Annotated in this window: 14 protein-coding genes; 7 read left to right on the top strand and 7 right to left on the bottom strand. The window is 74.2% G+C overall.

All coding sequences use genetic code 11. The annotated features are described in order from the left end of the window. Positions 1–54: 54 nt before the first annotated feature. On the bottom strand, positions 55–2,742 hold the full coding sequence (locus J421_RS31620; protein WP_025415142.1) for an ABC transporter permease: 2,688 nt from the start codon (positions 2,740–2,742) through the stop codon (positions 55–57). Next, positions 2,739–3,086 (bottom strand): PadR family transcriptional regulator, encoded by a 348-nt coding sequence (locus J421_RS31615; RefSeq protein WP_025415141.1) that lies wholly within the window; start codon positions 3,084–3,086, stop codon positions 2,739–2,741. Before J421_RS31615 ends, J421_RS31620 begins: the two co-directional genes overlap by 4 nt. A gap of 130 nt (positions 3,087–3,216) precedes the next feature. Between J421_RS31615 and J421_RS31610 the strand changes: the two genes are divergently transcribed. Both J421_RS31610 and J421_RS31605 read left to right on the top strand, forming a co-directional pair. Next, positions 3,217–3,555 (top strand): PadR family transcriptional regulator, encoded by a 339-nt coding sequence (locus tag J421_RS31610; RefSeq protein ID WP_025415140.1) that lies wholly within the window; start codon positions 3,217–3,219, stop codon positions 3,553–3,555. A 15-nt stretch (positions 3,556–3,570) separates the two neighbouring features. Next, positions 3,571–6,207, top strand: coding sequence for an ABC transporter permease (locus tag J421_RS31605; RefSeq protein WP_025415139.1), 2,637 nt, complete (start codon positions 3,571–3,573; stop codon positions 6,205–6,207). Positions 6,208–6,274: 67 nt separating this feature from the next. Here J421_RS31605 and J421_RS31600 read toward each other — a convergent pair whose 3' ends face one another. Next, positions 6,275–6,820: a CHRD domain-containing protein gene (locus J421_RS31600; RefSeq protein WP_025415138.1), complete on the bottom strand. Its 546-nt coding sequence runs from the start codon at positions 6,818–6,820 to the stop codon at positions 6,275–6,277. A gap of 209 nt (positions 6,821–7,029) precedes the next feature. On the opposite strand from J421_RS31600, the gene J421_RS31595 reads away from it, so the two are divergent. Next, complete coding sequence (locus tag J421_RS31595; RefSeq protein WP_025415137.1) at positions 7,030–7,593, top strand: Rieske (2Fe-2S) protein; 564 nt, start codon at positions 7,030–7,032, stop codon at positions 7,591–7,593. 173 nt (positions 7,594–7,766) lie between these two features. On the opposite strand, the gene J421_RS31590 is transcribed toward J421_RS31595, so the two are convergent. Then, positions 7,767–10,172 carry an ABC transporter permease gene (locus tag J421_RS31590; protein ID WP_158509018.1) on the bottom strand — a complete coding sequence of 802 codons (2,406 nt, stop codon included), beginning with the start codon at positions 10,170–10,172 and terminating at the stop codon, positions 7,767–7,769. 113 nt (positions 10,173–10,285) lie between these two features. Here J421_RS31590 and J421_RS31585 point away from each other — a divergent pair, with 113 nt between their 5' ends. Both J421_RS31585 and J421_RS31580 read left to right on the top strand, forming a co-directional pair. Beyond that, complete coding sequence (locus J421_RS31585) at positions 10,286–11,821, top strand: protein kinase domain-containing protein (RefSeq protein WP_025415135.1); 1,536 nt, start codon at positions 10,286–10,288, stop codon at positions 11,819–11,821. A 61-nt stretch (positions 11,822–11,882) separates the two neighbouring features. Next, positions 11,883–14,489 (top strand): serine/threonine-protein kinase, encoded by a 2,607-nt coding sequence (locus J421_RS31580; RefSeq protein WP_025415134.1) that lies wholly within the window; start codon positions 11,883–11,885, stop codon positions 14,487–14,489. A gap of 100 nt (positions 14,490–14,589) precedes the next feature. Here J421_RS31580 and J421_RS31575 read toward each other — a convergent pair whose 3' ends face one another. Beyond that, positions 14,590–17,652 (bottom strand): M14 family zinc carboxypeptidase, encoded by a 3,063-nt coding sequence (locus tag J421_RS31575; protein WP_104023576.1) that lies wholly within the window; start codon positions 17,650–17,652, stop codon positions 14,590–14,592. 156 nt (positions 17,653–17,808) lie between these two features. On the opposite strand from J421_RS31575, the gene gspG reads away from it, so the two are divergent. Then, positions 17,809–18,240: a type II secretion system major pseudopilin GspG gene (gene gspG / locus J421_RS31570; RefSeq protein ID WP_025415132.1), complete on the top strand. Its 432-nt coding sequence runs from the start codon at positions 17,809–17,811 to the stop codon at positions 18,238–18,240. Positions 18,241–18,432: 192 nt separating this feature from the next. Then, a complete protein-coding gene (locus tag J421_RS31565; protein WP_158509017.1) occupies positions 18,433–18,936 on the top strand; it encodes a TraR/DksA family transcriptional regulator in 504 nt (167 codons plus the stop codon). A gap of 72 nt (positions 18,937–19,008) precedes the next feature. On the opposite strand, the gene J421_RS31560 is transcribed toward J421_RS31565, so the two are convergent. Both J421_RS31560 and J421_RS31555 read right to left on the bottom strand, forming a co-directional pair. Next, positions 19,009–19,356: a PilZ domain-containing protein gene (locus tag J421_RS31560; RefSeq protein WP_025415130.1), complete on the bottom strand. Its 348-nt coding sequence runs from the start codon at positions 19,354–19,356 to the stop codon at positions 19,009–19,011. A 102-nt stretch (positions 19,357–19,458) separates the two neighbouring features. Then, the gene (locus tag J421_RS31555; RefSeq protein WP_025415129.1) at positions 19,459–22,905 is read right to left on the bottom strand and encodes a WD40/YVTN/BNR-like repeat-containing protein; all 3,447 of its coding nucleotides are present in this window, start codon (positions 22,903–22,905) and stop codon (positions 19,459–19,461) included. Positions 22,906–22,949: the final 44 nt, after the last annotated feature.

Here is a 22,949-nt window from a genome sequence, read left to right as displayed (position 1 = left end):
GCACAACCTGACCGCCGACGGCGACCCGCGCCAGTCCCGCCCCGACGGGACGGATCAGTCCGCGCGCAGCACCGACGCCGGGTCCGCCGCTGCCGCGCGGCGCGCCGGCAGGTATGCCGCCGCCGCGGCGACCGCGACCAGCGTGCCCGCGACCGCCACGTACGTCGCCGGCTCGTGCACGCTCGTCGCGTACACGAAGCGTCCGAGCACCCGCGCCCCCGCGAGCGCGCCAAGGAGACCGATCGCCACGCCGGCCCACACCGGTCCGAGCGCCTGCGACACGACGAGCCGCAGCACGCGCGCGCGTCCGGCACCGAGCGCGACGCGCACCCCCATCTCGCGCTGCCGCTGCGTCACGCCGTACGCGACGACGCCGTACACGCCGACCACCGCGAGCGCGAGCGCGACGCAGCCGAACAGCGTGATCAGCGTCGTCTGGAAGCGCGGCGCGGCGATCGACTCGAGCACCGCCGCCTCGAGCGGTCGCGCCATGGAGAGCGGCAGCTCCGGATCGATCTCGAGCAGCGCCCGCTGCACCGCGGGGACGAGACGAGCCGGATCGTCTCCCGTGCGCACGAACAGGTCCATCCCGGGCGACGGGGCCTGCGCGAACGGCGTGTACATCAGCGGATCGACCGGCGCCGCGAGCCCGCTGTAGTGCACGTCACCGACGACGCCCACCACGGTCATCCAGGTCGTGCCGTCCATCGTGATGCGTCGGCCGACCGCGCGCGCGAGGTCGCCGCTCCCGCCGAGCAGGCGGCGCGCGAACGTCTCGTTCACGACGGCGACGGGCGGCGCGTCGATGCGGTCGGCAGCGGTGAACGCGCGCCCGGCGCGCACGGGGATGCCTAACGCGGCGAAGTACCCGGCGCCGGCGCGCGGCTGCTGCACGATCGGCCACGAGCTCCCCGGGTCGACGCCCTCGACCAGCACGCCCCCGGACTGGCTGACGTGCTCGGGAGGCATGCAGTCGCAGGTGCCGACGGCGCGCACGCCGGGGATCGCGGAGATGCGCTCGGCGACGCGATCGTAGAGCGCCACGCGGCGCGCGGCATCCGGATACTTCGTGGGACTCGCGGCGACGAGCGCGGCGAGCACGCCGTCGGTGCGGACGCCGGGAGCGACGGCGCGCAGGCGGACGTAGCTCTGGAGCAGCGTGCCGGCGCCGACGAGCAGGAGCAGCGACAGCGCCACCTCGAGCGTCACGAGCACGCCGCGCACGCCGTGCTGCCGGCGGCTCTGCCCAGCTCCGCGAGCGCCCTCGCGCACGCTCGACGCGAGATCGCGCCGTGCGGAGCGCAGCGCGGGCGCGAGCCCGACGAGCACCCCGGTGACGGCGACGGCGGCCGCGGTGAACGCGAGCGCCGACGCGTCGACGCGCACCGTCTCCATGAGCGGAACGGAGTCGCCGGCGAGGCGCGCCAGAACACGCACGCCCACGTAGGCGAGCGGGATGCCCAACGCGCCGCCGAGCGCACTGAGGACGAGGCTCTCCGTGAGGAGCTGCCGCGCGACGCGCCCGCGTCCGGCGCCCAACGCCGCGCGCACCGCGAGCTCGCGCTCGCGCGCGGTGGCGCGGGCGAGCAGCAGGTGCGCGACGTTCGCGCAGGCGATGAGCAGCACGCAGCCGACGGCGCCGAACAGGACGAGCAGGGCCGGGCGCACGTCGCCGACGAGCTCCTCGCGCAGCGGCACGAGCACCGCGCCGGTGTTCGCCTCGTTGTCCGGGTACAGGCGCCCGAGCTCGCGCGCGACGGCGCTCAGATCCGCTGCCGCGGCGGCCGGGGTGACGCCGGGCTTCAGCCGCGCGATGACGCGCTGGAAGCGACGCCCGCGCTGCGTGCTCCACAGCGTGTCGGCGAGGATCTGCGCGTAGCCGGTCCACAGCTCGACGTCGGGACTGCCGAAGCGGAACCGCGCCGGCATGACGCCGACCACCGTGTGCGGCACGCCGTTCATGCGAATGGAGCGTCCGACGATGTGGGGGTCGGCGCCGTAGCGGCGACGCCAGAGTCCCTCGCCGAGCACCGCCACGGGGTCGTGCGCGTCGGACTCCATGATCGAGCGACCGAGCAGCGGGCGCGTGCCGAGCACCCGGGCCACGTCGCCCCACAGCATGGCGCCGCGCACCTGCTCCGGCGTGCCGTCGCGGTCGGCGAGCGTCATCCGATTGAACGCGTAGGCCATCGTGCCGTCGAACGCGCGGACGCGCTCCTTCCAGTCGCGGTACGTCGGCACCGAGAGCGGGTTGTGCGCATCGCCGGTGACCCGCGCCGTCTGCCAGAGCTGCACGAGCCGATCGGGCTCGCGGTACGGGAGCGGCCGCAGGAGCACGCCGTAGACGACGCTGAAGATCGCCGTCGTCGCACCGACGCCGAGGGCGAGCGTGAGCAGCGCGGCGGTGGTGGTGAGCGGCGTGCGGACGAGGCCGCGGAGCGCGAAGCGCGCATCCTGCCACACGCTGCCTAACAGCTCGCCGCGGCCGATGGCGCGGTCGCGCGCGTCGTCCTCGACGCGGCAGGCCTCGGCCACGCGCGTGACGTCGCCGAAGCGCCGGTGCGCGGCGGCGAGCGCCTCGTCGTCGGAGAGGCCGGCGGCGCGGAGGCGGTCGGCGCGCATCGCGAGGTGGAACGCGATCTCGTCGTCGACGTCGCGGGCGGCCTGGCGCTGCGCGGCGCGGCCGCCGACGACGAGGCGGAACGCGCGGCGGACGCCGTCGGGGAGCGAGCGGCCGGTCATGCGAGCTCCGGCGACTCGGTGCGGAGCGCGCGGGCGATCGCCTCGGCGTGCCGCAGCCAGGTGGGCGAGGTGGCGTTCAGCTGGGCGCGGCCGGCGGGGGTGAGCCGGTAGAACTTCGCGCGCCGGTTGTTGTCGGAGACGCCCCACTCGGTGCTGACGTAGCCCTTGCGCTCGAGGCGGTGGAGCGCCGGGTAGAGCGTGCCCTCCTCGAGCAGGAGCACGTCGTCGGTCGCGTGCTCGACCCACTCCGCGACGGCGTATCCGTGGCGCGGGCCCCAGATGAGCGCCTTCAGGATGACGAGATCGAGGCTGCTGCGGAGGACGTTGAGCTCGGAGTCGGACATGGGGCTCTCCCTTGGTGACGCAAGGGAAGATGGGATCCGCTCCCTGGTGACGCAAGGGGAAAGACGGCGTGCTTGACGCCCGGACAAACCTTTCACATATGTAGCCTATCTACCTGTAGACGGACTTCCCATGAGCGACGCACCGACCCGCGACGAGCTGCGCCCCGGCACCCTGGACATGCTCGTCCTGAGCTCCCTCGCCCTCGGCACGATGCACGGCTACGCCATCGCGCAGCACATCGAGCGGGTCTCGGCCGACGTCCTCCGCGTCGAGCAGGGGTCGCTGTACCCGGCGCTCGACCGCCTGCAGCGGAAGGGGTGGGTGACGTCGGCGTGGGGCGAGACGCCGACGAAGCGGCGCGCGCGCTACTACACCATCACCGACAGCGGTCGGGCGCGGCTCGGCGAGGAGCTCGCCCGCTACGACCGCGTCTCGCTCGCCATCGCGCGCGTGCTCGATCGAGCCTGAACACGAGGGACCGCCATGTCCGCCTTCGACGCCGTCCGCTACCGACTGAGCGCGCTCCGGCGCGCGCTGTTCGACCGCGCCGCGTGGCGCGCCGAGCTCGATGAGGAGCTCCGCTTCCACATGGATCTCGACGCGATGCACGCGCGCCACGCGGGCGCGTCGCCCGCTGACGCGGCGCGCACGGCCCGCGCACGGTTCGGGCATCCGGCACGCGCGCGCGAGCGGGTGGTCGACGCGACCGGCGTGGCGGCGCTCGACGCGCTGCGACAGGACGTGCGGTTCGCGTGGCGCACGCTGCGCGCGAGCCCGGGCTTCGCGCTCGTCGCCGTGCTCACGCTCGCGTTGGGCGTCGGCGCGACGACGGCGGTGTTCAGCGTGGTGAGCGCCGTCCTGCTGCGCCCCCTCCCCTGCCGCGACGGCGACCGCATCGTGACGCTCGGCGAGGTGAGCATCGGCAGCGGGCTGCGCGGCATGACGACGTCGTACCCGAACTTCGTGGACTGGCAGCGCGCGAGCCACAGCTTCGAGGCGATGGCGCTGTTCAACGGATGGGGGCCCGCGTTCACCGGCGCCGGAGAGCCGGAGCGCGTGAAGGGCGCGCTCGTCACGGCCGGGATGTTCGACGTGCTGCGCGTGGTGCCGGCGCTCGGGCGACCGATGCTGCCGTCGGACAACGAGGCCGGCAGCGCGCCGATCGTCGTCGTGAGCGACGGGTTCTGGCGCCGCCGGCTGCGCGCCGATCCGCACGTCGTGGGCACGGCCGTGACGCTGAACGGCGTGCCGCGCACGGTGATCGCGGTGCTCCCCGCGGGATTCCACGGGCCGGACATCCTCGACGCGGACGTGTGGGGGAACAACACGTTCGACTCGACCGACGTCCGCTCGGCGCGCTACCTGAGCGCGCTCGCGCGGCTCGCGCCGAGCGTGACGCTGGAGCGGGCGCGTCTCGAGATGCGCGGCATCTCGGCGCGGCTGCGCGCCGCGTACCCGCTCGAGAACAAGGGACTCGAGGCGGCGGTGACGCGGCTGCGCGACCACGTGGTGGGCGACGCCGGACGCGCGCTGCTGCTGCTGCTCGGCGCGGCGGGGCTGGTGCTCGTGGTGGCGTGCGCGAACCTGTCGAACCTGCTCATCGCGCGCGGCCTCGCGCGGGCGCGCGAGTTCGCGGTGCGATCGGCGTTAGGCGCGGGACGCGGACGCGTGGTGCGGCAGGTGCTCGCGGAGAGTCTCGTGATCGCCGCGCTCGGCGCCGTGGCCGGCGCCGCGCTCGCGGCGGTGGCGCTGCGGGGCGCGCTGGGCCTCGCGCCGGCGGTGGTGCGCGCGCAGCCCGCAGGACTCGACGGACGCGTGCTCGCGTTCACGCTGCTCGTGCTCGCGGCGACGGCGCTCGTGGCGGGGCTGGTGCCCGCGCTGCACGCCGCGCGCACGGACCCGCAGGCGACGCTGAAGGCCGGCGGGCGCGGCACGACCGGTGGATCGCTGCGCGCGCGCGACGCGCTCGCCGTGACGCAGCTCGCGCTCGCCCTCGCGCTCGTGACGTGCGCCGGCCTGCTCGTGAAGAGCCTCGTGCGGCTGCAGCGCGTCGATCCCGGCGTGCGGGCCGAGGGCGTGCTCGCGATGTCGATGAACCTGCCGGCGTCGAAGTACCCGCGCGACAGGCTGTGGCCCATGTACGACGCGCTGATCGGCCGGCTCACGGCGCTGCCGGCGGTGCGCGCCGCGGCGGTGACGAGCACGATGCCGTTCGGCGACAACTACGACCACGTGGGCGTGGACGTGTACGGCGAGCCGCTGCGGCCCGGCGTCGACAAGCTCGACGCCGAGCGTTTCATCGTGAGCGCGGGATACTTCGCGGCGCTCGGCATCCCGCTGCGCGCCGGACGCACGTTCGAGCCGACCGATGCTGCGGGGCACGAGCGGGTGGCGGTGGTGGACGAGGAGTTCGCGCGCCGGCTCGCGCCCAACGGATCGCCGATCGGGATGCGGGTGACGTGCGGCGACACGACGTGGATGCGCGTGGTCGGCGTCGTGGGGCACGTGCGGCACGCCGGGCTCGACGCGCCGGCGGTGGGGCAGCTGTACGTCTCGGCCGCGCAGTCGGCGTGGCGATGGGTGACGCTGGTGGTGCGCGCGGCGCCGGGAACGCCCGCCGCGGCGCTCGCTCCCTCGGTGCGCGCGACGCTGCGCGCGATCGATCCCGACCAGCCGGTGTTCGACGTGACGACGGAAGAGACGCTCCTGCGCGCGCAGACGGCGCCGCGCCGCTTCGTGCTCGTGCTGCTCGGCGCGTTCGCGGCGACGGCGCTGGTGCTCGCCGCGGTGGGCCTCTACGGCGTGATGGCGTACGCCGTGGCGCAGCGTCGGGGCGAGCTCGGGGTGCGTGCGTCGCTCGGCGCGACGCCGACGGTGATCCGCCGCCTGGTGGTTGGACGCGGGCTGCGCCTCGCGGCGGCGGGCGGCGCGTTAGGCATCGCGGCGTCGCTGGCCGGCGCGCGGCTGCTCGCCGGCGCGCTGTTCGGGGTGCGGCCCGCGGACGGCGGCGTGCTCGCGGGCGCGTCGATCGTCCTGGTTGGCGTCGCGCTCGCGGCGAGCTATCTCCCCGCGCGGCGCGCGGCGCGGACGGATCCGGTGGTCGTGCTGCGAGGAGAGTGAGCGTGGAGCGTGGAGCGTAGAGCGTGGAGCCTAACGCACTCCACGCTCCGCGCTCCGCGCTCCGCGCTCACGGCTTCGGTACGAGCTGCCCGCGGATCTCGCCGCCGGGGTTCGTGGACGTGTGCACGTTGACGTAGGCGAGGCCGGCGCGCACGAGCTTCACGAGCGAGTCGATCGACACGGCCTGGTTGCGCATGTCGGCCTGCGAGAAGCCGGCGCTGAACGTGCCGCTCGTCGTCGTGACCGACGCCGGGTTGAAGTTCAGCAGCACGCCCGTCGACGTGTTGACGTCGGCCGGGGCGTGGATGTGCGACGCGGTGGGCGCGCCGGTGAGCCCCTGCACGGTGACGGTGTACGTGCCGCCGGTGAGCGGCCCGCCGGGCACGCTGCTCGTGAACGTGACGGTCGCGGTGCCGGTGCCCGGGGCGTTCACGACGGGGCGTTCGTTCGCGGCGCTCAGCGTGGTGACGAACGTCGTCGGCGGACCGGCGGGGGTCGTGGTGGTGGAGTCGTCGCTGCTGCACGCAGCGAAGGCGAGCAGCGCGGCCCCGCCGGTGAGCGCAGCGACGGTCGCAGCGACGACGCGGCGACGCGTCGCGAGGGGTGAGAGCATGGGGGGAATTCTCCGGCCCGAGGGTTGATGCGCGACGCGCATGCGTGCGACATGCGTCATCCGGCGCGATGACATTGCCCGGAGTCGCGTCGACACCACACACTATTCCCCGGCGCAGCACGATGGCGTACGGGAATAGTCGGCCGCTGCGCCCCGACGACCTCGTGGGTCCCACGCTTCGCTCCCCCCGCCGCCCCGAACCGCCGACGATGCGATCACTGCCCACGCTTCCCGCCGCCGACGCACACGACACGACACCGCCCGCGGGATGCGGCGAGCTCGCCGCGCTCACGCTCTCGCGGCGCGGCTTCGTCTCGACGGCGGCGTGGTCCGCGCTCGCCGCGGCGCTCGCGAGCGCGTGCGGCGGCGGCGAGGGGCTGAGTGGCGTGAAGGGGCCGAGCGCGAGCGGCGTCACGTTCTCGAACGGCGTCGTGTGGATCCCGCTCACGAGCGTGACCGCGCTCGCGCAGCCCGGCGGGTTCCTCATCACGAACGGCGGTGACAACGACGTCCGCGACGCGACGAGCGGCCGACGTCCCGACGTCATCGTGATCAACGTCGGCCCCGACCAGTTCCGCGCGTTCACCAGCATCTGCACGCACGAGCAGTGCACGGTGGGCGACTTCACGGGGAGCCGCATCCGCTGCTTCTGTCACGGCTCGGAGTTCGACAGCAACGGCCGCGTGGCCGCGGGGCCGGCAACGCGCGCGCTCACCGAGTACACGGTGAAGCTCGATGCCGCGACGCGGACGCTCACCGTGATGCGCGGGTGATACAAGAGCGCAAACGGCGCCGGCGATACCGCGCCGACGGTGGGGCGCGATGATGCGCGAACGACGCTCGCACCGCTCGACGGCGCAGTACGGCGCAGTTCAGCGATGTGAGCGATGCTAGCGCTTCATCGCGCCGTATCGCCCGCGCCGTATCGCCCGCGCCGTCGACGCCTTCACGGCGCTCGTAGAGCAACTACCGGGTCTACTCGCGCCGCGCGCCGCGCGGGCACCCACGCCGCGACGAGCGCGACGACGGCGAGCAGCGCGACGACGGCGCCGAGGGCGAGCGGGTCGCCGGCGCCGACGCCGTAGAGCAGGAACGACAGGGCGCGCGCGGTGCCGAGCGCGCCGAGGGCGCCGAACGCGACGCCCGCGGCGACGAGCGCCATCGCCTGGCGCAGCACCATCGTCATCACGCGAGCGCGCTCGGCGCCTAACGCCATGCGGATCCCGATCTCGTGCGTGCGCTGCGCGACAGCGTACGCCATCACGCCGTAGATGCCGACCGCGGCGATGCCGAGCGCCGCGCCGGCGAACGCGCCGAGGAGCGCGGCGAGCAGCCGCCACGGAGCGAGATAGTCGCCGACGACCTGCGGCATGGTGCGCACGTCGGCGATCGCCGCGTCGGGATCGATCGCCGAGAGCGCGCGGCGGATCGACGCGGTGAGCGCCGTGGGCTCGGCGCGCGCGCGCACGACGAGCGCCGTCGGGATGCCGCCGGAGGTCTGCTCGATGTCGCGGTAGATCGCCGGCGTGGCGGCGATCTCCACGCCATCCTGCCGCACGTCGGCGACGACGCCGACGACGGCGTACGTCGTGCCGTTCGTGATCACGCCGCGCCCGATCGCGTCGCCCGCGGGCCACGCGCGCCGCGCGAACGACTCGCTCACGAGCACGACGCGTGGCGCGGTGGAGTCGTCCTGCGGGGTGAAGTCGCGTCCCTGTCGCAGCGCGATGCCCAACGCCGCGAAGTAGCCGGGCGTCACCCACGCGTCGGTGGCGCTCGGCTGCTCGGCGAGCGGCGTGGGCGCGCGGCCGGCGAGGTCGTACTGCGTGAAGTTGCGCTCACCGCTGAGCGGCAGGTTCCACGTGCCGGCGACCGCGGCGACGCCGGGGAGCGCCGCGATCTGCGCGCGCGTGCGCTCGACGAACCGCCGCGCGGCGTCCGCGCCGGCATATTTCCGCGCGGGCACCTGCAGCGCCATGGTGAGCGCGCGCTCGGCGCGGAAGCCCGTGTCGGCGACGACGAGCTTCGCGAGGCTGCGCGTCATGAGCGCTCCGCCGGCGAGCAGCGACAGCGCGAGCGCGAGCTGCGCGACGACGAGCGCGCGGCGCAGCGAGCCGCCGTCGGCGCTCGTCGAGCCGCGGCTCCCCTCGCTCAGCGCGGCGGAGAGATCGGGGCGCGACGAGCGCAGCGCGGGAACGACGCCGAACAGCAGCACGCACGCGACACCCACGGCGACCGAGAACCCCGCGGCGCGCGCGTCCAGCGCGAGCGCGTCCCATCCCGGGAGCGACTGGCGCAGATGCGCGGGCACGCCGCCGCGCAGGACCGGCACGCACACCGCCGCGACGCCGAGTCCGAGCACCACGCCCGCGGCGGCGAGGAGCGCGCTCTCGACGAGGAGCTGTCGCGCGACGCGCCACCGGCGCGCGCCCAACGCCGCGCGCAGCGCGATCTCGCGCCGTCGCTCGCTCGCGCGGGCGAGCGTGAGATTCGCCACGTTCGCGCAGACGATGAGCAGCACGAAGCCGACGCCGGCGAGCAACGGCACGAAGTAGCGTCGGATGTCCCCGACGAGCGCGTCGGCCAGCGGCCTCGCGCGCAGCCGCATGCCGAGGTTCTGCTCCGGGTACGTCGCCGCGATGCGCTTCGAGATCCCATCCAGCTCCGTCTGGAGTCGCGCACGCGTGGCGCCGGGGGCGAGGCGCGCGGCGAGGAGGTAGCCGTGCGAGAGGTGATCGCGCTCCTGCCCGGGCGAGAACCAGAGCGGGATCCAGAGGTCGTCGACGCCGCCGAACGCGAACCGCGGCGGCATGACGCCCGTGACCGTGTACGCGAGGCCGTTCAGCGTGATGGTGCGCCCCACGATCGTCGAGTCGCCGCCGAAGCGCGTGCGCCACAGTCGGTCGCCGAGGACCACGGAGCGCAGCGGCGGCGGCGCGAGGCTGTCGCCGTCGAACGTGCGCCCGAGCGCGGGCCGCGCACCGAGGAGCGCGAAGAAGCCGGGCGTGACGCGACGCCCTTCCACGCGCTCGGCGCCGTCGCGTCCGGCGAGCGTGCCGCTCCACGGCACCGTCGTCGCCACGCCGCGCAGCGCACGGGCGTCGCGGCGCAGCACCGCGTAGTCGCCCACCGAGCTGCTGCACGACGGGCAGTCGCGCGTCGTCTCCGAGATGCCGACGAGGCGATCGAGCGCCTCGAACGGGAGCGCGCGGAGGATCAGCGTGTCGAGCGCGCTGAAGATCAGCGTGCACGCGGCGATGCCGAGGGCGAGCGAGAGCGCGGCGACGACGGTGAAGCCGCGGCTGCGCGCGAGCGCGCGCACGGCGAGGCGGACGTCCTTGCCCAACGACATCATGACGCCTCCGGTTCGGGTGCGTCGAGATTCTCCGCGCCGGCGCACCCCCGCGCCAGCTCGGTTCGTCCCAGGCCTTCATTTCGCGTCGTCCGGTCGTCATCGTCCGCAACGTGACCGACGAGCAGGACGTCCTCGACCGGCTCCAGGCGGAGCTGGGTGACCGCTACCGCATCGAGCGCGAGCTCGGGGGCGGCGGCATGTCGCGCGTGTTCGTCGCGATCGACGAGACGCTCGGCCGCCGCGTGGCGATCAAGGTGCTGCGGCCGACGCTCGCCGCCGCGCTGTCGGTCGAGCGGTTCCGGCGCGAGGTGGAGCTCGCGGCGGGGCTGCAGCACCCCAACATCGTCCCCGTGCTCTCGGCGGGGACGTTCGCCGAGCCGGCCGGCGGCGCGGGCGAAGGGAGCGCCGCGCAGGGCGTGCCGTACTTCGTCATGCCGTACGTCGACGGGGAGTCGCTGCGCGAGCGGCTCGTGCGCGGGCCGGTGTCGGTGCGCGAGGCGGTGAGCGTGGCGCGCGACGTCGCGCGGGCGCTGTCGTTCGCGCACGGGCGCGGCGTGGTGCACCGCGACATCAAGCCGGGCAACATCCTGCTCTCCGCGGGCGCGGCGGTCGTGACGGACTTCGGCGTGGCGAAGGCGCTGCAGGCGTCGGCGGCGCGGCCGAGCAGCGGCGAGCGGCGCGCGCGGCCGCTGCCGGAGCGACCGTCGGGGGCCGGGGGGGGCGCGACGCTGACGGCGATCGGCACGTCGTTAGGCACGCCGGCGTACATGGCGCCGGAGCAGGCCGCCGCCGACCCGAACGTGGACTTCCGCGCCGACCTGTACGCGTTAGGCGTGGTGATGTACGAGATGCTCGTCGGCTCGCCGCCGTTCCACGGCCGCACGCCGCAGGCGCTGCTCACCGCGCAGATGTCGGAGACGCCGCCGCCGATCGCGGCGCGGCGCTACGACGTGCCGATGGCGCTCGCCGCGCTCATCATGCACTGCCTGGAGAAGGACTCGACGCGTCGCCCGCGCTCGGCGGCCGAGGTGCTGCGCACGCTGGAGGAGCCGGACATCCTGAGCGGCGCGTTCGCGACGCCGCCGGTCGTCGCGCGGCGGCGGCGGTCGCAGCTGCTCACGCTCGCGCTGCCGCTCGTGGCGGTGATCGTCGCGGTCGGCGCGCTGTGGGCGCTGCGGCCGGGAACGAAGTCGCGCGCCGCCGACTCCACCGCGGTCGCGGCGGCCGCCGGCGCCGCGCTCACGCTGCCGTCGCCGCCGCCGCTCGCGCGCTCCATCGCCGTGCTGTCGTTCGACGCCGTGGGACGCGACGAGCGCGCGGCGTCGATCGGCGAGGGGCTGACGGCGGAGATCGCGACGGCGCTCGCGGGCGTGCCGGGGATGCGCGTCGCGTCGCAGTCCGGATCCGCGGCCCTGCGCGCGCGGCGCGCGGCGCCGGTGGAGATCGCGCGCACGCTCGGCGTGACGCTGCTGCTCGAGGGGACGGTGCAGCGCGAGGGGGAGCGGGTGCGGGTGACGGTGCGCGCGGTGGATCCGGCGATCGAGTCGACGGTGTGGTCGCGCACCTTCGACGGGCAGACGACGAACGTGCTCGCGCTGCAGGACCTCGTGTCGTCGGCGATCGTCGCGGCGTTCGACCGGCGTTAGGCGGCGGCTGGGTCGTTCGACCCATGCCGCCCGAGCACGCGGGCGGCATCGTCGGGGTCTCATGACCACCCTGACCCGCGCCTGCACGGGCTGCGGCGCCCATCTGCCGCCCGACGCCGCGTACTGCCCGACGTGTGGCACGGCGGCGACCAGCGTCTATGCGCGCGAGCCGCGCCGCGCGGCCCCGGAGCCGGAGGTGCGCGACCGACTGCAGCGCGCGCTCGGCCCGGCGTGGGAGATCCGCTGGCTCGTCGGCCGCGGCGGGTTCGCCGAGGTGTACGCGGCGTGGGACTCGCAGCTCAAGCGGCAGGTCGCGATCAAGACGCTGCGCGCCGATCTCGCCACCAACGCGCTGGTGCGCGAGCGGTTCCGGCTCGAGGCGGAGACCGTGGCGCAGCTGCGGCACCCGCACGTCGTGCCGATCTACGCGGTGGGCGACGCCGACGACGTCGTGTACTTCGTGATGCCGCTCATCGACGGCGAGCACGTCGCCGCGGCCGTGCGGCGCGAGGGGACGCTCGGCGTGGACGAGAGCGTGCGCGTGCTGCGCGAGGCGGCGGGCGCGCTGCATGCCGCGCACCGCGCGGGCGTCGTGCACCGCGACGTGAAGCCGGAGAACCTCATGCTCGAGGGGCCCGAGCGCCGCGTGGTGGTGATGGACTTCGGCATCGCGAAGATCGCCGACGCGGTCGACATGAACCTGACGCACACCGGGTTCGTGATGGGGAGCCCGCAGTTCATGAGTCCCGAGCAGAGCGCGGGCGAACGAAACCTCGACCATCGCACCGACCAGTACGCGCTGGCGACGGTGGGCTTCCTCATGCTCACGGGGCGGCTGCCGTTCGAGGCGGAGTCGTTCCAGAGCTACCTGTACCAGCAGGCGACGCAGCCCGCGCCGCGCGCCGATGCGCTGCGCGCCGACGTGCCGGCGGTGCTCGCCGACGCGCTCGCCCGCGCGCTCGCCCGCGACCCGGCGGACCGCTTCCCGTCGATGGACGCGTTCGCCGCGGCGCTCGGCGAGAGCGTGGCGACGACGCCGGCGTTCGGCACGCGGCGGCGGTGGCCGTCGCGCGACGCGCGCGCGGCCGCGGTGCGTGCGCTGCTCGCGCGCTGGCGGCGGCCCGCTGGCGTGGCGGCGGTGGTGGGCGCGGCGCTCACCGCAGCGTCAGGCGGCGCGCTGTCGCCGGCGGCCGGCGTGCGCCAGGCGTCGGCCCGCGAGGCCGCCGTCGCGGCGGCGGAGCGCGCGATGCGCGCGGAGGGCGCCCCGGCGGGACTCGCGGAGCGCGCGGAGCTCGTGCAGCGCGACTCGCTGCTGCGGTGGCTCGGCGGCGCGTTAGGCACCGCGGGCGCCGCGGCGCGGGCGGAGCGCGACGGCACCGGGTGGGCGTGGCGCGTGAGCGCCTACGACCGCGCGCGCGACGAGGTGTGGCAGGTGACGGTGGCCGGGGCGGGCACGCGCGTGACGGGGCTCGAGCGCATCGCGCCCGACACGACGTCGTGGGGCGCGCGACTGTCGCCGGCGGCCGCGCGGACGCTCGCCGAGCGGACGCTGGCCGTGCATGGCTGGCACGTCGACTCGCTGCGCCCGATCGCGGCGACCGTGCCCCGCGCGGACCACGCGTTCGCGTGGCGCGTCCCGGGCAGCACCGTGCGGAGCGCGCGCGGCGACTCCGTCACGACGCGCGTGACGGTGGGCGTGCGCGGCGCGCACGTGGCGCTGTACCGCGAGTCCGCGGATCTGCCGGCGGGCGCGCCGAGCGCGTGGCACGACCTGTGGCTCGAGTGGAAGGGCGGCTCGCTCGTGGGGCTCGCGGTGCTCGTGTTCTCGATCGCGACGGCGGTGGGCGTGCGACGGTCGCGCGTGGACGACGTGCAGTGGGGGCTCGGGCTCCGGCTCGCGCTCCCCGGCGTGCTGGCGCTCCTGGCGGCGATGGTGCGCACGGTGTGGCTCGACGCGAGCGCGCCGTCGACGGCCGACACGCACGGGTGGGTGAGCGAGACGATCGGCTTCGTGGTCTCGGCGCCGGCGCTGCTGTGCGCGCTCGCCGGCGCGCTCGCCGCCGCCGAGTCGCTGAGCCATCAGCGCGCGCCGCTGCTGTTCGCGGGCACGCGTGACGCGGTGCGCGCGCGGTGGGACGCGCCGGAGCTGCCCGCCGCGGCGCTGCTCGGCACGGCCGCGGCGCTGTTGGGCACCGGACTCGAGGCGGCCGTGGCCTGGCTGGCGCAGCGCGCCGGCGAGTGGAGCGGCGCCCTGCCCAACGCGTTCGAGCTGACCGTGCCGCCGCTCGCGCTCGTGAACGGCATCCTGGGCGGCACGCTCGTCGTCGCGGCGATGGCGCTGGCATTCGCCGCGGCCGCGGCGCGCCGCCTGCCCGCCGTGGTCCCGTTCGCCGCCGTCGCGGCGGTGGCGACGCTCGGCGCGCTGCCGGTCGACGGGCCGATCACCGCGGCGTACGGCGTCGCGTGGATGCTGCTGCTGGCGTTCGTCGTGTGGCGCTTCGGCGTGCTCGCGGGACTGGTCGCCGCGTTCGTGTACGCGGGCCTGCCCGACGCGGTCGCCCTTCTGCGCGCGGACACGTCCGCCTTTGCACTCTGGGGCGTCGTCGCGTTAGGCGTCCTTGCCGCGCCGAGCATGCTCGGTGCGGCGGCGCTGAAGAGACGGCGCTGATGGTTCGGCGCTGAAACGGCGGCGCTGATACCGCGCGCGTTCAGCGCCGCAGTTTCAGAGCCGCCGTTTCAGCGCCGCCATACCAGCGCCGCCGTTTCGTTCAGTGCGTATTCGACGTCGCTTCCTTCGTCACCGGCATGCCGCGCCCCGCGTCGAGATCGTTCCAGTTCAGGATCGCGTTGAAGCCGAGGGCGTAGGTGCCCTGCGTCTGCCAGCGCCAGAACGGGCGGATCGCGAACAGGACGATGTGGCCCTTGCCGAGCGACTCGTCGACGAGCTGCGCGCGGTTGGCGAGGAGCTGGCCGTTCTCCAGCGTGCCGGAGAGCAGCATGTCGTCCGCCTTCGCGGGGAACTGCAGCACGACGCGCGGCCGCGCGTTCGGCTCGGCGGCGAGGCCGAGGTCCGGCGGCGTGCCGCCGGCGCCCTGCCCACCGAAGCCGCCACCACCACCGCCGCCGCCACCGAAGCCGCCGCGGCCCGCGGCCGCGCTCGGGCCGGTGACCGACGCGACGCCGTAGGCGGTGCCGGTCCGGGCCGGATCCCACGGCGAGAGCTTCAGCGGCGTCGCCATCGGCGTGGTGTTCTGCGCGACGGAGCCCGCGCGCCCGGTGGCGTTCGCGCCCGCGGCGACCTGCACCGCGGGCAGGTTGCTCGCGTTGAACAGCGGCCCGCTGCTGAAGTAGACCGGCAACTCGTCGTACTCGTAGCCGTACACGAGGGGGCTCGTCCTGTCGGCCACCACGCCGCGCAGGATCGTGCCGCGCGCGAACAGCCCGCGGCCGGCCTCCGACGTCACACCGGGCGTCATCTTCAGCTCGACGAGGTTCTGCGCCGTGTTGCCCTCGGTGATGAGCGTGCCGCCGGCGCGCACGAACTCGTAGAGCGCCTTGAACCCGTCCGCCCCGACGCCGCCGCGCACGTCGTCGGTGGAATCGGGGTAGCCCAGCGCCGGGAACTGCGCGGTCTTCTTGTACGGGACCGGCTGCGTGCCGACCTGCCCACCGTCGCGGCCGCGCGACGTGGGACCGCCACCGCCGCCCGCGCCCGCCGCGAACTGCCCCGCCGCCGCCGCGTTGTTGCCGAGCGGCGTGCCGCCGTACGGGTAGATGATGACGTCGTACTTCGCGCGCAGGTTGCCCTTCTTCAGCTCCGGCTCGCCGAAGTAGCTGTACGGCACGCCGTAGGTGTCGAGCGCCGCGCGCCACCAGCCCTCGTCCTGCGTGCGCGTCCACGAGTGCACGTAGCCGATGCGCGGGACGTCGAGCGGGTGCGTCTTCACGCCGTTAGGCAGCGACGCGACGGCGTAGCCCGACAGGCCGAGCCGCTTGAGCTCCGGCTCGATGCGGGCACGCGCGCCGCGGACGACGATCGCGCCCGGGCCGAAGTGGCGGCCGGCGGCGTCGAAGCCCTCCTCGGCCGCGTCCATCTTCACGTCGCGCAGCTTGAAGCGGAACGAGACGAGCGCGTTGTCGCTCGTGTTGTCGACGACGACGGTGTTGCCCTTGCCCGTCACGCCGCCCGCGGCGACGACCGGCGCCGAGGGCAGCGGCGACATCGGCGCGTCGAGGATCGCGGGGTCGGTGACCTCGGCGATCGTGAGGTTCCGCATGAGCGGGAACGTCCAGCCGGTGTCGTCGTACGGCGACGGGTTCGTCGGCGAGAAGTTCTGGAGCGAGAAGTACATGTCGGCGATGGTGCGGAACGGCTGGTCGCCGCGGATGATGTAGTCACCCGGCTTCACGCTCACCTTCCCCGCCTGGAACGCGCTCGTCGCGCGGTGGAACTCGAGCCCCTGCGTGCGCAGGTCGTTCACCGCCTCGGCGGCGTTCTGCTTCGCGTGCTGGTCGGCGGGGATGACCCACGCCGTGATCTGGCCGGCGGTGTGCGCCTTCGCCACCGCGCGCTTGTTCTTCAGCCAGTAGTTCTCGAGGTACGTGTGCTTGTTGTTCGCGACGTGGTTCAGCGCGAACAGGATCGCCGACTCCTGGATGTTCGTGTTCGCGCGCGGGCCCCAGTTGATGGAGTCCAGCGGCGGGTTCGGGCGGAACCACTCGCGGCTCGTCGTCGTCGCGGCGGGCTTCACGACGTACGGGTCGGGCCCGTAGCTCTGCACCTCGTAGAAGCGGCCGGTCGCGTTGTGCGAGTGCGCGATGAAGAACATGTAGTTCGGCACCCAGCCGTCGTAGAACCCGTAGGTCCACACGCCGGGCACGCCGCGCTTCGTCATCTCCATGACGTCGTTCTTCGCGAGCATCCACCACTCGTCGACCGTGATGGGGTCGAGCGCGTCGTTGTACGGGCCGGTGCCGGTCGAGGCGTAGAGGTACGTCTGCGCCTCGTGCAGGTCGTGCATGATCGTCGGCGTCCACTCGTTCTGCACGCGCGTGACGGCCTTCGTCAGCTCGAGGAACTGCCCCATGCCGTCGCGGTTGTTGTCGTGCTGGACGTACTTGCCCCAGTACATGAGGGGCAGGTTCCCGACGGTGGCGCGGTTCGCCTTGTTCCAGTAGTACGTGTCGACCATCTTCTCGCGCCCGTCGACCTCGATGACCGGCGTGATGAAGGTGATGACGTTGTTGCGCACGTTCTGGACGAGCGGCGTCTCCTCGACGACGAGGCGGTAGGCGAGCTCCATCAGCATCTCGGGGCCGCCGCTCTCCGGCGAGTGCATGCCGCTCGTGATGTAGTAGATGGGCTTCGCGGTGCCTAACAGCTGCTGCGCCTGCGCCTCGGTGGTCTTGCGCGGGTCGGTGAGCGCCTTGAGATAGCCCTTGTAGTCGTCGAGCCGCGCGATGGTCTGCGGGTCGGCGATGGCCATGAGGACGAGGTCGCGCCCCTCCTCGGTCCGGCCGATCGTCCACAGCTTCGCGCGCCCGTTCGACGCGTCGGCGACGGCCTTGAGGTAGCGGTGGATGTCGGCCGCGTGGTCGAGCTCCCCGTTCTGGCCGACGATGTGGCCGAGGAACTTGAGCGGCGTGGGGACGGTGGCCGACGCCGGCAGGTGGTCCACCAGCTCGGTGGAGATGCGCGGGTCGGACAGGTTCTGCTTGATCTTCGCCGTGTACTCCTGGTCGATCGGCTGCGCGCTCTGGGCGCCGGCCGTCGCCGCCGCGGCCACGAGGGCAGCGGCGAGCCAGGGGGTACGCGAGAGGGGGTGCCTCATGCGGCCTCGCGGGGGTGGTGGGACGAGGGGTGGGCCCGACCGGTCACCCGGCCTCGGCTCCTGGGATACGTCTCCGCCCGGCGAATCGCTGTGCCGGCGCGCCACACCGGCCGGCCCCCGGTGGCGTGGTCCGGTTCGCCGTGTCATCCTCCGGGCATGTCCCGCGCCCGCCCCGGCTTCACGCTGCTCGAGATCCTCGTGGTCATCATCGTGATCGCGATCCTCGCCACGCTCGTCGCGCCGAACGTGTTCCGCCACGTCGGCGCCGCGAAGGACACGACCGCGCGCGCGCAGATGGAGATCCTCGGCGCGGCGCTCGACACGTATCGCCTCGACAACGGCAGCTATCCGTCGACGCGCGACGGGCTGGAGGCACTGTGGAAGGCGCCGCCCGGCGCGGCGAACTGGCGCGGGCCGTACCTGCGCAAGGAAGTGCCCGTCGACCCGTGGGGGCATCCCTACGTGTACGCGTCGCCGGGACAGGCCAACCCGTCGGGCTTCGACCTGCAGAGCTACGGCCGCGACGGCCGGCCGGGCGGCGAGGGCGAGGACGCGGACCTGCGGCAGTGGGAGGCGGCGCGGCGTTAGGCGACGCCGCGGCGAGCAGCGTGGACGATCGGCTCCGACCAGCCGCGCAGCGCCGCTCTACGACACCGTTAGGCGCGCTGCAGTCAGGCGCGATGCGGTCAGGGGTCGCGTCGCCGCGGCGGTGACGTCCTGACGCGCGGACCGGTCGCAGGCCGTCGCCGTAGCGCGCGCGAGGCACTCGAGTGTACGATCGTGTCGAGCGCTCGACGCGCGTCGCGGGCGCCGCCGATCATCCTGCACCATCCGACGGGAGCGCACATGCCGCTGAGCCAATCGCAACGCGAGCACCTCGCTCGACGGTTGCGCGGGGAGCGTACGCGCGTACTCCGCGCGCTCGGCCGTTACGACGAAGAACTGGCAGTCACGGGTCAGGACGCGAGCGGCGACCTATCGAAGTTCCCATTCCACCCCGCGGACGAAGGGTCCGACGGGTTCGACCGCGAGCTCGACGCGCAGGAGGCGTCGCGCCTCACGCGCGAGCTGCAGGCGATCGACGAGGCGCTGCAGCGGCTCTACGCGCAGCCGGAGCACTTCGGGCGCGACGAGCGCACCGGCGAGGAGATCCCGTTCGAGCGCCTGGAGATCATCCCGTGGGCGCGCACGCGCGTGGACGACCCGCCGGCAGGCGCCACAGCGCGACGTGCGGCCGAGGCCGACGCGCGAAGCGCGGAGCACAACGACCGCTACGCGGGCTGAGTGTCGCGCGGTCGGCCGTCGGCATTGCGCTGCCCGACGTCGCGGGGTACGCGCTCGGCTACCTCGCGGCGATCAGTCCCCGACCTCGACCCACCCCGACTCGAGCGCGCGGAGCCGCACCTGCTCCCAGAGCAGCACGCGGTACGGCACGCCGGGATTCTCGAGCTGCACGCCGATGACGTGCTCGCGCTCGTGGCGCACGACGCCGTGCACGTCGACGGACGAGCCGTCGAGGAAGACGATGCGTCCCGCGATCTCGGAGCCGATCGCCGGCAGCGTCCGGTGCGGATCGAGCTGCGCGCAGAAGCCGTGCTCCGAGCAGTCGATCACGCGCGCGGTCACCCCGTTCCACGCGAACGTCGGGCTGGCTCTCAGGGGGTAGGCGACGCGGTAGCTCTCGCGGCGATTGGGAACGGGCATCGGGACGGCTGCGTGGCGGCGACGACGGGGGCGGCCCCGCGACGAGGTGTCGCGGGGCATCCCACTATGTTCTCGGCACGCGCGCGCCGGTTCTGAAGTCCGTCACGGGTTCGCCCGCCACTCCGGCATCCGCCCGGGCGTCCACGGCACCCCCGCCGCCTCCGCCGCCGTCTCGACGCGCGCGAGGTCGGTGGTGGCGAGGCTGCGGAGCTGGCCGAGGACCTTCGCGAAGTCGGCGGCGACGATGTCGTACTGCCGCCGCTGGGTGGCGGTCGGTGCGCCGAGCGACCGCGTGCCCTGCGCCATGATGCCCACGCGCCCGAGGAGCGACGGCGGCGTCGGCTCCTGACGGCGCGCGATCGTGGGGTCGCCGGTGAACGCCTCACGCAGGTCGCGCAGCTGCGACGACAGTGCGCGCACGTCGCCCGCCACCTTGGCGTCCGCGCCCGGCGTCTCGCGCACGGCACGCTCCAGCGCCTGCACGCGCGTCGACAGCTCGCCCGCGTACGCGCTCGCGCCGGCGACCGCGCGCTGCAGATCGGTCACCCGCTGCTGGAACGCGAGCACGGCGGCCGCGCGCGGCGTGGCGTCCTTGTCGAGCATGTAGACCTCGACCGTCTGCGGCGTGCCTAACGGCGTCTCCACGCCGTCGACGCGCTTCGCGATCGCGACGCGGTACGCACCCGGCACGACGAGCGGCCCCGCGCCGCCGCCGCGCGGCCCGCCCTCGTCGCCCTCCTCGCCGCCCCCGCCGCCGCGCTGCGCGCCGGCGTTGGGCGCCGTCGGTCCCGCCCAGCGCAGGTCCCACACGACGCGCTGCACGCCCGCCTGCGCCGGGCCAGTGAGACGGCGCACCACCTTGCCCGCGGCGTCGGTGACGGTGAGCACGATCGCCGGCGCCTCCTCGCGGTCCTCGACGCGCAGCGAGTCCCACGACGGCGGGAACACGTCGGCCCCGCGTCGCGCGAGCGCGCGCTCGGCGGCCTGGCGCTGGGCGCGGCGCGTGCGGATCTCGGTCCGCAGGTAGTACGGGATCACGGCGCCGAACGGCGGGTTCGGCGCGGCGAAGAAGCCGCTCCCCTGCGTCCCGTTCGTGCCGCCGGCGAACGTGTTGGACTGGACGTACAGCGGCGCGCGGCGGATCGGCAGCAGCGCGCCCTCGCGCGCCGCCACCTCGCGCGTGAGCGCGCGCAGCGGCGCGAGGTCGTCGAGGACGTAGAACGACCGGCCGAACGTCGCGACCACGAGATCGTCGTCGCGCTCCTGGATCGCGAGGTCGCGCACCTGGATCGTCGGGAGCCCGCCGCGCAGGCGCGTCCACGTCGCTCCGCCGTCGCGCGTGAAGAACAGCCCGAACTCCGTGCCCGCGTACAGGATGTTCGCGTCCTTCGGATCGTCGATCACGACGTACACCGTGCCGCGCTGCGGCAGGTTGCCGGCGATCGGCGTCCACGTGCGGCCGAGGTCCGTCGTCTTCAGCACGTAGGGCTTGTAGTCGCCCGACATGTGGTTGTCGAACGCGGCGTACGCGGTGCGCGCATCGTGGCGCGACGGCGTGATGCGCGCGACCTGCGTCGTGTCGGGGACGCCGGGGAAGCGCTCCGTCTTCGACCAGTGCGCGCCGCCGTCGTCGCTCACCTGGATCGTGCCGTCGTCGGTGCCGATCCAGAGCTGCCCTTCCTTCAGCGGCGACTCCGCGACGGCGACGATCGCGCCGAAGAACGAGCTCGACGTGTTGCGCGCCACGGCGTCGATGCTCCACACGCGGTCCATGAGGCGCAGCTTGTCGCGGTCGATGCCGCGCGACAGGTCGGGGCTCACCGGCGTCCACGAGTCGCCGCGGTCCTCGCTCCGGTACAGCCGCTGCGCGGCGAAGTAGAGGCGCGTGTGCTTGTGCGGGCTCACGATCATCGGCGAGTCCCAGTACCAGCGGAGCCCCGGCTCGCCCGGCTCCGGCTGCGGCACGATGTTCACGCTCTCGCCGGTCTTCAGGTCGAAGCGCTGCATGTTGCCGTGCTGCGACTCCGCGTAGACGGTGCTCGGGTCCTGCGGGTCGACGCGCGACACGAAGCCGTCGCCGCCGGCGGTCACGAACCACTCGGCGTTCGTCACGCCGGCGCTGCTGCGGGTGCGCGACAGGCCGCCCACGGAGTTGTTGTCCTGCGTGCCGCCGTAGACGTGGTAGAACGTCGCGGTGTCGGTGTCGACGCGGTAGAACTGGCCTAACGGGAGGTTCGCGAAGTACTTGTACGTCTGGCCGCGGTCGAACGACTCGTACAACCCGCCGTCGCAGCCGATCAGCAGGTGGTCGACGTCGGCGGGGTCGATCCAGATCACGTGGTTGTCGACGTGCTTGTCGCGCTCGCCCACCGGCCGGAACGTGCGGCCGCCGTCCTCGGTCACCATGTTGCGCACGTCGACGGCGTACACGCGGTCGACGTCGACCGGGTCGGGGAAGATCTCGCCGTAGTAGAGGCCCGTCGTGTTGTAGTCGCTCATCCGCTCCCACGTCACGCCGCCGTCGCGCGAGCGGTAGAACCCACCGCGGTCGTTCGCCGCCTCGAGGATGGCGTAGACGACGTCCGGGTTCACGGGCGACACGGCGAGACCGACGCGTCCCAGCTCGTCGTTAGGCAGCCCGGCCTGCGAGCGCTTCCACGTCGCGCCGCCGTCGGTCGAGCGCCACACGCCGCTCTCCGGCCCGCCGGCGATGTAGCCGTAGGTGCGGCGCACGCGCTGCCACGTCGTGGCGAGCAGCACGTCGGGGTTGCGCGGGTCGAGCACGACGTCGCTCACGCCGGCCCACGTGCCGCCGGGAAGCACCTGCTTCCAGGTGCGTCCGCCGTCGGTCGTCTTGTACAGCCCGCGGTCCCCGCCCTTCACCGAGAGCGGCCCCTGCGCGGCGACGTAGACGACGTCGGAGTTGCGCGGGTCGATGACGATCTTGCCGACGTGCTCCGACTCGCGGAGACCCACGTTCGTCCACGTGCGCCCCGCATCGACCGACTTGTACACGCCGTCGCCGTAGTTCACGGCGCGCTGCGCGTTGTTCTCGCCGGTGCCGACCCACACGACGTTCGGGTTCTTCGGGTCGATGACGACGGTGCCGATGGAGTACGAGCTCTGGGCGTCGAACACCGGCGTCCACGTCGTGCCCGCGTTCGTCGTCTTCCACACGCCGCCGGCGGCGACGCCGATGTACCACGTCTTCCTGTCGCGCGGATGGACGGCGAGGTCGCTGATGCGGCCCGAGATCATCGCCGGGCCGATGGCGCGGAGCCGCATGCCGGCGAGCGGACCGCCGCCGCGCTCGCCGCCCCCCGCGGAATCGTTAGGCGCCCCGCCCCCGGGCCCGGCCCCGGACGTACCGGCGGTGTCCTGGTTCGCGGCGCGGCGGTTCCGCGTGGTGTCGGAGCCCAGGGTGCGGGCGCGGCCGGAGTCCTGCGGGGCGCCGCGGCGGGGCGCGGGCGCCGGCTGACGGGCGGGCGGCTGCTGAGCGGCGAGGGGCGTGCCTAACAGAACGGCGAGGAGCGCGATGCGACGGAGCATGGGAGAGCGAGTGACGCGTGAAGCATGACGCGTTGGGCGTGACG

This window comes from Gemmatirosa kalamazoonensis (assembly GCF_000522985.1).
GTDB classification, from domain to species: Bacteria; Gemmatimonadota; Gemmatimonadetes; order Gemmatimonadales; family Gemmatimonadaceae; genus Gemmatirosa; species Gemmatirosa kalamazoonensis.
This window is presented reverse-complemented; position numbering and strand designations above follow the sequence as displayed.